Source organism: Flavonifractor sp. An82 (assembly GCF_002159265.1).
In the GTDB taxonomy this organism is placed as follows: Bacteria; Bacillota; Clostridia; order Oscillospirales; family Oscillospiraceae; genus Flavonifractor.
In genome coordinates this window covers 36,883-52,350 of sequence record NZ_NFHG01000017.1, presented here as the reverse complement: position 1 = coordinate 52,350, position 15,468 = coordinate 36,883, and the positions used below count along the sequence as shown (strand labels likewise).

General features: G+C 62.3%; 11 protein-coding genes. 5 read left to right on the top strand and 6 right to left on the bottom strand.

Annotation, left to right across the window (positions count from 1 at the left end; all coding sequences use genetic code 11):
• Positions 1-207: 207 nt before the first annotated feature.
• The 4 genes from bcp to B5G34_RS14490 all read right to left on the bottom strand — a co-directional run bounded on the left by bcp (position 208) and on the right by B5G34_RS14490 (position 3,392).
• On the bottom strand, positions 208-666 hold the full coding sequence (gene bcp, locus B5G34_RS14505; RefSeq protein ID WP_087339073.1) for a thioredoxin-dependent thiol peroxidase: 459 nt from the start codon (positions 664-666) through the stop codon (positions 208-210).
• A gap of 1 nt (position 667) precedes the next feature.
• Positions 668-1,417 carry a peroxide stress protein YaaA gene (gene yaaA, locus B5G34_RS14500; RefSeq protein ID WP_087339071.1) on the bottom strand — a complete coding sequence of 250 codons (750 nt, stop codon included), beginning with the start codon at positions 1,415-1,417 and terminating at the stop codon, positions 668-670.
• A gap of 74 nt (positions 1,418-1,491) precedes the next feature.
• Positions 1,492-2,721, bottom strand: coding sequence for a HAMP domain-containing sensor histidine kinase (locus tag B5G34_RS14495; protein ID WP_087339068.1), 1,230 nt, complete (start codon positions 2,719-2,721; stop codon positions 1,492-1,494).
• Positions 2,718-3,392 (bottom strand): response regulator transcription factor, encoded by a 675-nt coding sequence (locus B5G34_RS14490; RefSeq protein ID WP_087339065.1) that lies wholly within the window; start codon positions 3,390-3,392, stop codon positions 2,718-2,720. Before B5G34_RS14490 ends, B5G34_RS14495 begins: the two co-directional genes overlap by 4 nt.
• A 190-nt stretch (positions 3,393-3,582) precedes the next feature.
• Between B5G34_RS14490 and B5G34_RS14485 the strand changes: the two genes are divergently transcribed.
• The 5 genes from B5G34_RS14485 to B5G34_RS14465 all read left to right on the top strand — a co-directional run bounded on the left by B5G34_RS14485 (position 3,583) and on the right by B5G34_RS14465 (position 9,351).
• Positions 3,583-4,602 carry an ABC transporter ATP-binding protein gene (locus B5G34_RS14485; RefSeq protein ID WP_087339062.1) on the top strand — a complete coding sequence of 340 codons (1,020 nt, stop codon included), beginning with the start codon at positions 3,583-3,585 and terminating at the stop codon, positions 4,600-4,602.
• On the top strand, positions 4,599-5,462 hold the full coding sequence (locus B5G34_RS14480) for an ABC transporter permease subunit (RefSeq protein ID WP_087339059.1): 864 nt from the start codon (positions 4,599-4,601) through the stop codon (positions 5,460-5,462). The genes B5G34_RS14485 and B5G34_RS14480 overlap by 4 nt, the downstream gene beginning before the upstream one ends.
• Positions 5,462-6,910 (top strand): GldG family protein, encoded by a 1,449-nt coding sequence (locus B5G34_RS14475; protein ID WP_140397262.1) that lies wholly within the window; start codon positions 5,462-5,464, stop codon positions 6,908-6,910. The genes B5G34_RS14480 and B5G34_RS14475 overlap by 1 nt, the downstream gene beginning before the upstream one ends.
• Positions 6,910-8,349, top strand: coding sequence for a DUF4340 domain-containing protein (locus B5G34_RS14470; RefSeq protein ID WP_087339053.1), 1,440 nt, complete (start codon positions 6,910-6,912; stop codon positions 8,347-8,349). Before B5G34_RS14475 ends, B5G34_RS14470 begins: the two co-directional genes overlap by 1 nt.
• Before the next feature lie 252 nt (positions 8,350-8,601).
• Positions 8,602-9,351, top strand: coding sequence for a hemolysin III family protein (locus B5G34_RS14465; protein ID WP_087339050.1), 750 nt, complete (start codon positions 8,602-8,604; stop codon positions 9,349-9,351).
• Between the two features lie 45 nt (positions 9,352-9,396).
• Here the strand turns inward: B5G34_RS14465 and B5G34_RS14460 are convergent, their stop codons facing one another.
• Both B5G34_RS14460 and gltB read right to left on the bottom strand, forming a co-directional pair.
• Entirely contained in the window at positions 9,397-10,854 is a 1,458-nt protein-coding gene (locus B5G34_RS14460) for a glutamate synthase subunit beta (RefSeq protein ID WP_087339047.1), read from the bottom strand.
• Positions 10,855-10,856: 2 nt separating this feature from the next.
• On the bottom strand, positions 10,857-15,398 hold the full coding sequence (gltB, locus tag B5G34_RS14455; RefSeq protein WP_087339042.1) for a glutamate synthase large subunit: 4,542 nt from the start codon (positions 15,396-15,398) through the stop codon (positions 10,857-10,859).
• Between the last annotated feature and the right edge of the window lie 70 nt (positions 15,399-15,468).

The window sequence follows — 15,468 nt, the reverse complement described above, 5'->3', positions numbered from 1 at the left end:
GGGCTAGCACCTGCGCAGGCTTGCGGGTGTTGGCGCACCCGCAAGCTGCCGCATTTTTGTTTTTCGAGACGATTATAGCAGGGAATCAAAGGAAGTTCAAGTGTTTTTGCGCATTGCGCCGGCGCCGGGCGGCCCGAACGACAGAATATCGTTTGCTTTTATAAAAAGGTGCTTTGCGGACCAACAGGTCCGCAAAGCACCTTTCTTTTATCCTTTCAGATAGGCCAGAATGTCGGCGGCGTTGGTGTCCGGCTTGACCTTGGGCATCACCTTTTCAATAACGCCGTCGGCGTCGATAACAAAGGTAGAGCGGACCACACCCATGCTGACCTTGCCGTAGTTCTTCTTCTCCTGCCAGACCCCGTAGGCCTGGATGGCGGTGAGCTCCGGGTCGGAGAGAAGAATGAAGGGCAGCTCATGCTTCTGGGCAAACTTCTGGTGGGAGGCCACGGAGTCCTTGCTGATGCCGATGACTACCGTGTCCAGGGCCTTGAACTCATCATAGGCAGCGGCGTAGCCGCAGGCCTGGCGGGTGCAGCCGGGGGTGTTGTCCCGGGGATAGAAATAGACCACCACTCGCTTGCCCAGAAAACTGGACAGGGTGACGGGGTTGCCGTCCTTGTCCGGCAGGGTAAAGTCCGGCGCACGGGCTCCGACTTCCAGCATATCAAATATCCTCCTTCAAAAAGACATAGTGTTCCGCCCGGGAGTGGGCGGGAGAGAAACGGTAGCCCAGCCGGTCAAAATGCTGAAGGGTTTCCGCCTGCTGGGCGTGATGCTCCGCCATCCAGCGCACCATCTCGCCCCGGGCCATTTTGCACATAGTGCCCTTTTCCACCACCTTGTCCCCCTTTTGCTCACCAAAGGTGCAGGTCAGCACATGGATATGGGCGGGCAGGTGAGGGAGTACCGCCTTGCTGTACTCCTTGGAGGCCAGATTGACCACCAGATCGGTTTCCTCCGCCAGAGCACGGGCCAGCTTGTCCCCCCAGAAGGCGTACAGGTCCTTTGCTCCGTCCGCAGACAGGGGAGCGGCCATCTCCAGACGGTAGGGGGTGACCCCGTCAAAGGGCCGCAGGAGGCCGTAAAAGCCGGAGAGGATGCGCAGATGTGCGGCGATATAGTCCAAAGCAGGCCGGTCAAAGACGCCGGGGGCCATGTACTGGTACTGAATGCCCTCGTAGGACAGAATGGCAGGGGTAAGCTGCCGGTGGAGGTCCATGGTCTCCAGTCGGGCCTGATTGAGGGCTGCAATGGAGTCGTTGCACTTCCACAGCTTTTGCAGCTGGGTGGGGCTCATGGTCCGCAGGGCGGCCAGCAACTTCTCCGTCTCTGGAAGAAAGGCGGGAAGGGTGGGGGCGGCAAAGCTGTCGGTGTCTACCCGCATTTTCTTGGCGGGAGAGATGAGGATGCGCATGGCGTTACCTCCGGATGAAAATTCCTCTGATATTATACCACAATCTTTCCTGCTGGCAACCCGGCAGGGGCGGATCAGAGGGGGAAAAAGGCGGTAAACTGGATGCCGCCGTCCATGCCCCGGGCGGTGAGCTTGCCCCTGTGCCGCTGGACAATGGCCCGGGCGGTGGACAGACCGATACCGCAGCCGCCGCTGTCTCGGGCCCGGGAGTTGTCCGCCCGGTAAAAACGATCAAACAGCTTGGGAATGACTGACGGGTCCAGACTGGCGCAGGGATTGGACAGGGTGAGCTGCACGCCCCGTCCCCGCCGGGACAGGGCCAGGCGGATATGGCCGCCGGGGTCACAATACTTGACGCTATTGTCCAGCAGCAGGCCGCACAGCCGGGCCAGATTTCCTCCGGAACCCCGGATCACCAGACCGGGCTGTATGGCGGCATCCAGGGTTTTGCCGGCGGCCTCCGCCAGAGGCTGGAAATCCTGAACGGCATCCTCCGCCAGCTGACTGAGATCCACCGGCTCCAGCTCTTCGTCAGGTAGGGCTTCTTCGGTGCGGGCCAGTTCGATCAGGTGATGGATCAGCCGGTCCAGACGGGTGATCTGAGCCTGTGTGCTCGCCAGCCAGCGGTTGTCGCCCAGAGTAGCCTCCAGCAGTCCGGTATTGGCAGAGATAATGGCCAGGGGGGTCTTCAGCTCATGGGAGGCGTCGGTGACAAACTGCCGCTGCTTTTCCAGGTTCTCCGCGAAGGGGCGGACCGCCCGCCGGGAGAGGAGCACCAGCAGTACAAAAACGATGGCGATACAGGCCAGGGAGGCCAGCACGGTGATGCGCAGCACACTGCCTACCGCCTGTAGCTGCAAGAAGCAGTCCAGGCCGATAATGGTAATGCCATCCTCCTCCTCAAACACACCATAACGATAATATCCCAGATAGCCGGAGGCCTTGCCGCTGTCCAGTATCTCCTCCACCCGGTCCGCCACCATGTCGGGGTCCAGGGCAGCGATGTGGTCGGCGTTTACGTCCATCTGTGTTCCGTCCGATGAGAGATGAACGGTGAAATAGCGGGTCTCAAAGGGAGTCTCCTGGGTAAGCAGAAAACCGCTGTGGGCGCCGGGGTCCGGAGGTACCTCCTCCGGGCTGGGGAAGGAGCCGGCGTTTTGATGGAGGGTGCCAATCACGGTGTCCGCCCGGTGGGTGCTGACAAGGCGGTAGCCCAGATTGATGGCCAGACAGAGCAGGAAGAGGGTCCCGGCCAGGGAGAGCATGGCGATCACCAGAAAACGGCGCCGCAGAGAGCGGATCAACGGATTGCCTCCACAGCATAACCCAGGCCGCGGCTGGCAGTGATCTTTACTTGGGCATGAAGGCGCTCCAGCTTGCGGCGGAGGAAGGAGATATTGGCCCAAACCACGCTGACGTCGGCGTCGCTGTCACAGCCCCAGATCCGCTCCATCAGCTGTTCGGTGGACAGCCGAAGACCGGGCTTACGCATGAGCAGCTCCAGCAGCTGGTACTCCTTACCGGCCAGCCGAAGGGAGGAGCCGTGGGCGGAGAGCTCAAAGGTAGTCCGGTCCAGGGTCAGGTCCCCCACCGTCAGCCGGTCGGGGGCAATATTGTTCCTCCGACGAGTCAGGGCCCGCACCCGGGCGGTGAGCTCCCCCATGGCGAAGGGCTTGGTGAGATAATCGTCGGCACCGGCATCCAGACCGCGGATACGGTCTGGGATCTCCCCCCGGGCGGTGAGCAGAAGGATGGGGGTGTCTATGCCGTGCTCCCGCAGGGTGGTGAGGACCTCCAACCCATCTATGCCGGGCATCATCAGGTCCAGCACCAGACAGTCATACAGGCCGGACAGCCCGTAGTCCAGGGCGTCCCGCCCGTTGTATACCGCCTCCACGGAATAGTGCTCCCGCCGGAGCATGGCCTCCAGTGCGTCAGCCATGTCCCGCTCGTCGTCTGCTACCAGGATCTTCATTGCTGTGTCCACCTCTGTCTGCAAAGTGACTCCAGTGTAATGGGCAGCTGTGCCAGAAATATGGCTTGTTTTTGAACAAACTGCAAATTTTTCCCCTTGCCCCAGTCTTTTTCAGATTGCTTTTAAGTAAGCACCCTATAATTGGGGGCAGCGTCCGTGTTACCGCGGTACGCGTAAGGAGGGAACGCATTTGATTGAGATCGACCATCTCACCAAGCGGTACGGCAGCCATACGGCATTGTCCGACCTGAATCTGACGGTGGAACCGGGACAGATCTACGGCTTCCTGGGGCCCAACGGTGCGGGCAAGTCCACCACCATGAACATCATGACGGGCTGCCTGGCGGCCACGGAGGGGACTGTCCGCATTGACGGCTATGATATCTTTGAGGAGCCGGCCAAGGCCAAGGCCCTCATCGGCTATCTGCCGGAGCAGCCGCCGGTCTACCCGGATATGACGCCCCGGGAATACCTGGAGTTTGTGGCTCAGGCCAAGGATGTGGACCGGAAGGCCCGGGGCGCCCAGCTGGACCGGGCCATGGAGGTGACCCAGATCGGCGGCGTCCGGGACCGGCTGATCAAAAACCTGTCCAAGGGCTACAAGCAGCGGGTGGGCATTGCCCAGGCCCTGCTGGGGGACCCCCATGTCATTATCCTGGACGAACCCACGGTGGGTCTGGACCCCATTCAGATCATTGAGATCCGGGATCTGATCCAGGAGCTGGGCAAGGAGCACACCGTCATCCTCAGCAGCCACATCCTGTCCGAGGTGCGGGCGGTGTGCGGCCAGATCATGATCCTGTCCAAGGGTAAGCTGGTGGCCAGCGATACCCCGGACAACCTGGAAAAGCTCTTCGCCGGGGCTACCACCCTGGAGCTGACCCTCAAGGGCGGAGAAGAGGCGGCCCGAGATGCGCTGGCTGCGCTGGAGGGTGTAGCCTCTCTGACCTGCCGCCCCGACGAGGAGGGAAGGATTCAGGTCTCCCTGGAGACCGAGGCCACCGACGAGGTGAGCGAGCGGGTATTCTACGCCTGCGCGGGGGCGGGGCTGCCTATCCTCCGAATGGACCGGAAGAAGGCCAGTCTGGAGGACGTATTCCTGGAGCTCACCGCCGCCGACGGGGCGGAGCAGGTGTCCCAGGAGCAAGCGGACGACGCCCAGGACCTGCCGGAGAGTGAGCCGGAAGAAGAGGGGGGTGAGGAGCCGTGACAGCCATCTATCGGCGGGAGCTGCGCTCCTACTTTCAGGGCATGACTGCCTATGTGTTTATTGCCTTTCTGCTGGTCTTTGCCGGCATCTATACCATGGTGTACAACCTGGACGCCGGCTATCCCAACTTTGAATATGTATTGCAGGCCATGACCATCATTTTCCTTATTGCCATCCCCATTTTGACCATGCGGGTGATTGCGGAGGAACGGCGGCAGAAGACCGACCAGCTGCTCTACGCCCTGCCCCTGGGTATGACCCGGGTAGTGCTGGGCAAGTACCTGGCCATGCTCACCGTGGTGGCCATCCCCTGCGTGATCATGGGGCTCTATCCCCTGCTGCTGTCCAACTTCGGCAGCGTATTTCTCCCTACCGCCTACGGGACTCTGGCAGGCTTCTTCCTGCTGTCTGCCGCCCTGGCCGCCATCGGGCTGTTTATCTCCTCCCTGACGGAGAATCAGGCGGTGGCCGCCGGTTTGTGCTTCGGCGTAATGCTGCTGCTCTACTTCATGTCTGACTTGTCCTCTATGGTACCCGACTCCACCGGAGCTTCCCTGGCCGCCCTGCTGGTAACGGTGCTGGTGGTCGCCGGACTGGTGCGGATCTTTACCCGGTCCACTCCCGCGGCGCTGGTGGTGGCCATTGCGGGGGAGGTTGCCCTGTTTGTGGCCTACCTGCTGGTACCCGATTCTTTTTCCAACCTGTTCAGCAACCTGGTGGACGGGCTGTCGGTCTTTGAGCGGTTTTATGCCTTTGCAGACGGAGTGTTTGATCTGACCGCATCGCTTTACTTCCTGTCTGTCATTGCTGTGGCGCTGTTTCTGGCGGTACAGTCCATGGAGAAACGGAGGTGGAGCTGATGAAGCGGAAGATCGACTGGAGCGGGGCCCGGAATTCCTTCCGCAGCCGGGCCTTTCGGGCGGGCGGCTACAGTCTGGCCGCCGCCGCCATTGTCATTGCCATTGCGGTGGCCCTCAATCTGATGGTGGGCGCTCTGCCCGCCTCCTGGACCAAGGTGGACCTGACCGATACCGGTCTGTACTCCCTGTCCAGCCAGACCGAGCAGCTGGTAGCCGGGCTGGAGGAGGATGTGACGGTATACTGGATCGTCCAGGACGGCAGCCAGGACTCCACCATGGAGCAGCTGCTGGAGCGGTACAAGAGTCTGTCCAAGCACCTGGACGTGGTGGAGAAGGACCCGGTGGTCTACCCCAGCTTTGCCCAGCAGTATACCGATGCCACTCTATACAACAACTCCCTCATCGTGGTGTGCGGGGACCGGAGCCGGTATATCAGCTATTATGATATCTATGTGACCGACTACTCCTCTTACTATACCAACGGCACCACCTCTACCCAGTTTGCCGGTGAGAGCGAGCTGACCTCCGCCATCGACTATGTGACCAATGAGGATCTGCCCACGGTGTACACCCTCACCGGACACGGCGAGAGCGACCTGCCCAGCGAGCTGAGCGAGGGAGCCGAGGACGAAAACTTGCTGTTGGAGGAGCTGTCCCTGGTCAACGGGGAGGACGTTCCCGAAGATGCAGACGCTATTATCCTCTACCCGCCCCAGCGGGATATCTCCTCTGACGAGAAGGACGCGCTGCTGACCTATCTCCAGGGGGGCGGCAAGCTGCTGCTGGTCACCGACTACACCGATACGGACATGCCCAATCTGGCGGAGCTGATGGAGTACTATGGAACCGCCCTGATGGACGGCATTGTACTGGAGGGTGACAGCGACCATCATATGCGGGGGTATAACTATTACCTGCTGCCCGACATCAACAGCCACGATATTACCCAGCCTCTGATGGATGGCTATTATATCCTCATGCCTGTGGCGCAGGGGATCACGGTCTCCGACGAGCTGCGGGACGGCCTGACGGTGACCCAGCTGCTCACCACCTCCGATTCGGCCTATGCCAAGGCGGATGGCTACAACATCACCACCTTCGACAAGGAGGAGGGAGACACCGACGGTCCCTTTGCCCTGGGTGTGGCCATCACTGAGGAGGTGGAAGGGGGCCAGACCGGCATCGTATGGCTCACCACCAGCTACATGTTTGACAGCGACAACAACATGCGGGTGGCGGGGGCCAACAACGACCTGTTCCTCAACGCGCTGGACTGGATGTGCCAGCGGGAGAGCGCCATCTCCATCCGTGCCAAGGACCTGTCCACGGAGTATCTGACGGTGCCTTCCTCCACCGCCTCCACCTGGAGCCTGATCCTGGTGGCTGTGGTGCCTCTGGCCTTCCTGGCGTGCGGCGCTGTGGTGACCATCCGAAGGAGGAGACGCTGATGAACCGAGGGAAAAAACTGATCATCCTGTGCTGTGCCCTGGTGGTGCTGGGCGCGGGATATGTTGTGGCCCGCACCGTTTACGCCGAACCCACCGAAGAGGAGGAAGGCGTGGCCCTGGCGGCGCCGGAGGAGGCCTCCCGGCTGGAATGGACCTATGAAGGCGCCACACTGGCGCTGGTGAAGGAGGACGACAGCTGGAGCTATGCTGACGACGATGTCTTTCCTTTGGATCAGAGCGTGCCCGAGAATATGACCAGCGTCCTGTCCGGCCTGACTGCCAGCCGGGTGCTGGATGAGCCGGGAGAGCTGGCCGACTACGGGCTGGATGAACCGGCCCTGACTGTTACCGCCACCGATGCCGACGGCACCGCCTATACCTTTGCTGTGGGGGACCAGAACGAGGTGTCTCAGGAGTACTATCTGCTGTACAATGGGGACGAGTCCAAGGTCTATATGGTGGATTCCTCCCTGGGGGACGCCTTCTCCCTGGGTCTGTACGACATGGTCCAGATGGAGAGCCTGCCCATGTTCGGTACGGTGACCGGCCTGTCCGTGACCCAGCCCGGCGGCAGCATCAGTGTGTCCTATGTGGAGGACAGTGAGAGCCTCTACTACGACAGCAGCGCACACTGGTTCCTGGAGCAGGAGGACGGCACACAGCTGGCTCTGGACACCGGCAAGGTGACCTCGCTGACGGCCAGTGTGACCGGTCTGACCTGGATCTCCTGCGTGAATTATGACGCCGACGACCAGGAGCTGGCGGCCTGGGGCCTGGAGGAAAGCTCCGCCGTCAAGGTTGTGCTCACCTATGAGCCCTCCAGCAGTGAGGACGACGAGGAGGAGAGCGACACCGAAGCCGAGCCTCAGACCTTTGTCCTCTACCTGGGCAATGATACCGATGAGGGAACCTATGCACGGCTGGCGGACTCCCGTATGGTCTATCTGATCAACAGCGACACGGCGGACAGCCTGCGCTATACCTCTTATTCCTCTCTGCGCCCGGCGGAGATCTGCAGCGTGGACTGGAATACCGTGGATCGGCTGGAAGTGACCGTTGACGGCACCACAAACACCATCTCCTTTGACGAACAGGAAGAGGAGACCACCGCCGACGGCGGGGATACGGTGACGGAGACGGTGCCCCTCTACACCTGGAACGGTACGGAAATGGATAACACCAGTGTGGAAAGTCTGCTGAATGCTATTGACGCTCTGACTGCCACCGGCGATGCCGGCGGCGAAAATCAGGGGGAGCTGCTGGCCAGCTTTACCATTTACCGGGACAGCACCTACTTTACCGAGCTGACCCTGGAACTGTACGCCTACGATACCAGTTCCTGTCTGGCCGTCTTTAACGGCGGTACGCCCAGACTGGTGGACCGCAGCGCGGTCACCACCCTGACGGACGCGCTGGACAGCCTCTTTACAGAGGAGTAAAAACGCTTTCTTCCATCTTTCCTTTCTCCAGAGACCGGCGTACCGCATAAATACGGTGCGCCGGTCTCCGCGTTTACATGAAAATGAAATAGCCGGGCATACTGAGAGGGTGGCCGCATCTTTCACAGAAAATGTAATATAATATTTAAAATTATATTATCTTTTTATATTGACAACATAATACGGTTGAGACTATACTATAGAAGAAGATGAGAAACGAGAAACCACTGTTTTGAATCGTCAGGTGATATCATGAATCAGGAAAACATTTTAAGAGGCAATCCTTCCGCCCTTTACTATCATCCCAAGGCCCGCCCGGCCAAAAAGGTCAAACAGAAGCGGGACCCCTATGACGGTCTGCGGCCCTGGTCAGCCATTACCCACGGTGTGGGTGCAGCGCTGGCTGCGGTGGGCACGGTGCTTCTGGTGGCCCGCTGCCTGCTGGAGGGGCTGAGCGTGTGGCATCTGGCCTCCTTCCTGATCTACGGGGTCAGCATGGTGTGCCTGTATACTGCCAGCACCCTGTACCACTGCATCAACACCAGCGTGGCCGGGCGCATTGCGCTGCGCAAGTATGACCACGCTTCCATCTACTTCCTCATCGCCGGCAGCTACACCCCTGTGTGCCTGGTGGCGCTGCGGGAAGTGGGCGCCTGGGGCTGGGGCCTCTTCGGGGTGATCTGGGGTCTGGCAGTGGCCGGCCTGGTACTCACCCTGGTGTGGCTCTCCGCTCCCCGCTGGCTCACCGCCGGTATTTATATCGCCATGGGCTGGCTGGCCGTTACCGCTCTGGTGCCCCTGATGCAGGTGCTCCCCGCCGCGGGTATGTTCTGGGTGCTGGGCGGCGGCATCCTCTACACCATCGGCGGCGTACTCTACGCCGTCAAGTGGCCCGGCCGCAACAACGCCAAGTTCGGCTGCCATGAGATTTTCCATGTGTTCATCCTGGCAGGCTCCCTGTTCCATTTCATGCTGATGTATCAGGTGATCGCCACACTGTAAAAGAAGAAAGAAAAGCCCCCCGGCAAGGAAGCCGGGGGGCTTTTCTTATAGATTGGTGTATCCCATCAGGTACTGGTCCACCTCGCGGGCGGCCTCACGGCCCTCCCGGATGGCCCACACCACCAGGGACTGGCCACGGCGCATATCGCCGGCGGCAAAGACGCCGGGCACGCCGGTGGCGTAACCGCCTTCCGCTGTCTTGACGCAGGAGCGGGGGGTGCGTTCCAGACCGAACACCTGGGGCACGTAGTCCTGGGGGCCCAGAAAGCCGGCGGCAATGAGGAGCAGTTCACAGTCCAGCACCTCTTCCGTGCCGGGGATGGGCTGGTGGTCCGGGCCCAGCCGGACGGTCTTGACCGCCTTCAGCTTGCCCTGCTCATCTCCCAATAGCTCGGCCACGGTGGTCTCATAGACCCGGGGATCGTGGCCGAAGCAGGCAATGGCCTCCTCCTGGCCGTAATCGGTCTTACAGACCCTTGGCCACTCCGGCCAGGGGTTGTTTTCGGTCCGCTGGTCAGGGGCCTTGGGCATCATCTCCAGCTGGGTCACGCTGGCGCAGCCGTGGCGGATGCAGGTGCCCACGCAGTCGTTGCCGGTGTCGCCGCCGCCCACGATGACCACGTGCTTGCCCTTGGCGGAGGGATAGGTGCCCTCGGCCAGACCGGAGTCCAGCAGGGAACGGGTAGTCTCCTTCAGAAAGTCCACGGCGAACCACACCCCGTCCAGCTCCCGCCCGGGGACCGCCAGGTCCCGGGGCTGGGCGGCGCCGCAGCACAGCACCACTGCGTCAAAGTCCCGCCGTAGCTGCTCCGGGGTGAGCTCCTTGCCTACATCGGCGCCGGTGCGGAACTCCACGCCCTCGGCGGTCATCTTGTCCACCCGGCGCTGGACCACGGACTTCTCCAGCTTCATGTTGGGAATGCCGTACATCAGCAGGCCGCCGGGGCGATCCTCCCGCTCGAAGACGGTAACGGAGTGGCCCCGGTGGTTGAGCTGGTCGGCGCAGGCCAGGCCGGAGGGGCCGGAGCCCACCACCGCCACCTTCTTGCCGGTGCGGGCCTTGGGGGGACAGGGGCCCATGAGCCCCCGCTCCCAGGCGTCCTCAATGATGCCCAGTTCATTATCCTTGACAGTGACTGGGTCCCCGTGGAGGCCGCAGGTACAGGCCGCCTCGCACAGGGCGGGACATACCCGACCGGTGAACTCGGGGAAGTTGTTGGTCTTAAGCAGCCGCTCCAGGGCATGGGTGAAGTTGCCGGTGTACACCAGGTCGTTCCACTCGGGGATCAGATTGTGGAGAGGACAGCCGGACACCATGCCGTTCAATACCGCGCCCGACTGGCAGAAGGGGACACCGCACTCCATGCAGCGAGCCCCCTGCCGGCGGCGGTCATCCCGGCTGAGTCGGGGGTGAAACTCGTTATAATGCTTGATGCGCTCCAGAGGGGATTCACAGGGATTCCCCTTGCGCTGATATTCCAAAAATCCAGTGGGCTTTCCCATGGTTATTCCCCCTTCTGGTGGGTGTTGACGTAGAAGGCCTCCACCTGGGCCTCCTCCCGGCTCATGCCCTTTTCCTCGTACTGGGCGATGGTGCGCAGCATCCGGTCATAGTCGTGGGGCAGGATCTTCTTGAACAGAGGCAGATAGTCCTCAAAGTGCTCCAGGATGTGCTTGGCTCTGGCCGAGCCGGTGGCGTCGGCGTGGGCCTGGATCATGTCCTTCAGCTCGGCGGCGTCGTGCTTCTCGGTGATCGGCTCCATGGACACCAGGGCCTTGTTCAGCCGCAGGTACAGATCCCGGTCCTCATCCAGCACATAGGCCACGCCGCCGCTCATGCCGGCGGCAAAGTTCTTGCCGGTGGGGCCCAGGACCACCACCCGGCCGCCGGTCATATATTCGCAGCCGTGGTCGCCCACGCCCTCTACCACGGCGGTGGCGCCCGAGTTGCGGACGCAGAACCGCTCGCCGGCCACGCCGCTCAGGAAGGCCTGGCCGCTGGTGGCGCCGTACAGAGCCACGTTACCCACCAGAATGTTTTCCGCCGGGTCGAAGGTACTGTCCTTGGGGGGATAGACCACCAGACGGCCGCCGGAGAGGCCCTTGCCCAGGTAGTCGTTGGCGTCGCCCTCCAGCTCCAGGGTCAGGCCCTTGGGCAGGAAAGCGCCGAAGGACTGGCCGCCGCCGCCGGTACACTTGACGGTAAAGGTGCCGCCGGGCAGGCTGTCACCGTGGAGCCGGGTAATATCGGAGCCCAGAATGGTGCCCACGGCACGGTCGGTGGAGGAAACTGCCACCTCCAGCCGTTTGGGCACGCCCTGGGTCAGGGCGCTGCCCAGCTTGCGCTCCAGCACCTTCAGGTCCACGGTGCTCTCCAGATGGAAGTCGTACACGTCCGCCGGGTCAAAGTGGGTCTTGGCATCGGTACCCACATAGGGGTTGTCCAGGATGGCGGACAGGTCCACGGTGGCGGCCCGATGGTTGACCGCCGGGGTGCGGACGGCCAGCAGGTCAGTGCGGCCCACCAGCTCCTCCACGGTGCGCACGCCCAGCTTGGCCATGTGCTCCCGCAGTTCCTGGGCGATAAAGCGCATGAAGTTAACCACGTATTCCGGCTTGCCGGTAAACCGCTTGCGCAGCTCCGGATTCTGGGTGGCCACGCCCACGGGGCAGGTGTCCAGGTTGCACACCCGCATCATGACGCAGCCCATGGTCACCAGAGGAGCGGTGGCAAAGCCGAACTCCTCGGCGCCCAGCATACAGGCGATGGTCACGTCCCGGCCGCTCATCAGCTTGCCGTCGGTCTCCACCACCACACGGGAGCGCAGGCCGTTCTGGATCAGGGTCTGATGGGTCTCGGCCAGGCCCAGCTCCCAGGGCAGGCCGGCATTGTGGATGGAGGTGCGGGGGGCGGCGCCGGTGCCGCCGTCATAGCCGGACACCAGCACCACCTGAGCGCCCGCCTTGGCTACGCCGGCGGCGATGGTGCCCACGCCCGCCTCGCTGACCAACTTCACCGAGATGCGGGCCTGACGGTTGGCGCACTTCAGGTCGTAGATCAGCTGGGCCAGGTCCTCGATGGAGTAGATGTCGTGATGAGGCGGGGGAGAGATGAGGGTGACGCCGGGGGTGGAGTGGCGGCACCGGGCGATCCAGGGGTAGACCTTCCCGGCGGGCAGATGGCCGCCCTCGCCGGGCTTGGCGCCCTGGGCCATTTTGATCTGGATCTCCTTGGCGGATACCAGGTATTCGCTGGTGACGCCGAAGCGGCCGGAGGCCACCTGCTTGATGGCGGAGTTGCGGGCGGGGTCCTTGAGACGGTCGGGCTCCTCGCCGCCCTCACCGGAGTTGGACTTGCCTCCCAGCAGGTTCATGGCCTGGGCCAGACACTCGTGAGCCTCCCGGGAGATGGAGCCGTAGCTCATGGCGCCGGTCTTGAAGCGGTGCACGATGGAGTCCACGCTCTCCACCTCGTCCAGAGGCAGGGGAGTGTCGGCGTACTTCATATCCAGCAGGCCCCGGAGGGTATGGGGACGGGTTTCGTCGTCTACCAGGGCGGTATACTGCTTGAAGAGCTCGTAGTCGCCCCGGCGGGTAGATTGCTGGAGCAGATGGAGGGTCTGGGGGTTGTACATATGGTCCTCGCCGCCCGACCGAGCCTTGTGGGAGCCCAGGGAGTCCAGGGTGGGATCGCACCCCAGGCCCAGAGGATCGTAGGCCCTGGAGTGGTTGTGGTCCACCATGTCGGCGATCTCCTGCAGGCCGATGCCGCCCACCCGGGAGACGGTGTTGGTGAAGTATTTGTCGATGACTTCCCGCTGGATGCCGATGGCCTCGAAAATCTGGGCGGACTGATAGGACTGGAGGGTGGAGATGCCCATTTTGGAGGCAATCTTCACGATGCCGTGGAGGATGGCGGAATTGTAGTCGGCCACGGCGGTGTGGTAGTCCTTGTCCAGCAGGCCCTCCTCGATAAGTTCCACAATGGTATCCTCGGCCAGATAGGGGTTGATGGCCCGGGCGCCGTAGCCCAGCAGGGCGGCGAAATGGTGCACCTCCCGTGGCTCGGCGGACTCCAGCAGAATGGAGACGGCGGTGCGCTTTTTGGTGCGGATCAGGTGCTGCTCCATGGCGGACACCGCCAGCAGAGAGGGGATGGCCACGTGGTTTTCGTCCACGCCCCGGTCGGAGAGGATGATGATGTTGGCGCCCTTCCGCCAGGCCCGGTCTACCGCCAGGGCCAGGTGATCCAGAGCACGCTCCAGGGGGGTGTTCTTGTAATAGAGAATGGACACGGTCTCCACCTGGAAGCCGGGCTGCTTCATGGCCTTGATTTTCATCATATCGGTGGAGGTGAGGATGGGGTTGTGGATCTGGAGCACCCGGCAGTTGTCCGGCCCCTCCTCCAGCAGATTGCCGTCGTCGCCCACATAGACGGTGGTATCGGTGACAATCTCCTCCCGGATGGCGTCGATGGGCGGATTGGTGACCTGAGCAAAGAGCTGCTTGAAGTAGCTGAACAGGGGCTGATCCCGGTCGTCCAGTACCGCCAGAGGAATATCGGTGCCCATGGCGGCGGTGGGTTCTGCACCGGTCCGGGCCATGGGGAGAATGGTGTTGCGCACGTCCTCATAGGTGTAGCCGAAGGCCTTCTGCAGCCGGTGGAGACGGTCTCTGGTGTTGCGCTCCACCCGGTGGTTGGGGATGGGCAGGTCCTTCAGGTGGAGCAGATTGCGGTCCAGCCACTCGCCGTAGGGCTGGCGGGCGGCGTAGGACTCCTTCAGCTCGTCATCCCCGATGATGCGGCCCTGGGTGGTGTCCACCAGCAGCATCCGGCCGGGCTGGAGGCGGGATTTCTCCACAATATCCCCGGCGGGGATGTCCAGAACACCTACCTCAGAGGACAGGATGAGCCGGCTGTCCCGGGTGACATAATACCGAGAGGGACGCAGACCGTTGCGGTCCAGCACGGCACCCACCACGTCGCCGTCGGAGAAGAGGATGGAGGCCGGGCCGTCCCAGGGCTCCATCAGGGTGGCATAGTACTGGTACAGGTCACGCTTGGACCGGGAGATGGCCTTGTCCTCCATCCAGGGCTCGGGGATGCAGGCCATGACGGCCAGGGGCAGGTCCATACCTGCCATCATGAGAAACTCCAGGGTGTTGTCCAGCATGGCGGAGTCGGAGCCGGAGACACTGACCACCGGCAGAACCTTGTCCATCTGGTCATCCAGCAGGGGGGAGGACATGGTCTCCTCACGGGCCAGCATACGGTCCACGTTGCCCCGGATGGTGTTGATCTCACCGTTGTGGGCCATAAGACGGTTGGGATGGGCCCGCTCCCAGGAGGGATTGGTGTTGGTGGAGAACCGGGAGTGGACCAGGGCGATGGCGGACTGATAATCTTTGCTTTGCAGGTCGGGATAGAACTTGCGCAGCTGGCCCACCAGGAACATGCCCTTGTAGACGATGGTACGGCTGGACAGGGAGGGCACATAGGTGTTGTCGTTGGACTGCTCGAACACCCGGCGGACGATATAGAGTCTGCGGTCGAAGGGGAGACCCCGGTCGGTATCCTCCGGACGGGCCACAAAGGCTTGCTCGATGACGGGCATTTTGTCCCGGGCCTTCTGGCCCAGGATGTCAGGGCACACCGGTACGGTACGCCAGCCCAGGAAGGCCAGGCCCTCCTTCTCCGCGATGACTTCAAACATCTTCTTGGCCTGGCTGCGCTTCAGGGTGTCCTGAGGGAAGAAGAACATGCCCACGCCGTAGTCACGGGGGCCGGGCAGGTCGATGCCGGCCGCCTGGGCGGCCTTGGCAAAGAAGCGGTGAGAGATCTGGACCAGGATGCCCACGCCGTCGCCGGTCTTACCCTCTGCGTCCTTGCCGGCCCGGTGCTCCAGCTTTTCCACGATCTTCAATGCGTCGTCCACCGTCCGGTGGCTGGGCTTGCCCTGAATATCCACCACAGCGCCGATGCCGCAGCTGTCGTGCTCAAAGGCGGGATGATAGAGCCCGCGGGGCGGGTAGCCTTCTGTTTTCATGGTTCATTCCCCTTTCCGGGTGAGTTTGGGCAGTGGGGCGTTAGTAAAAAACGGCGGCAGTACGTCCCCG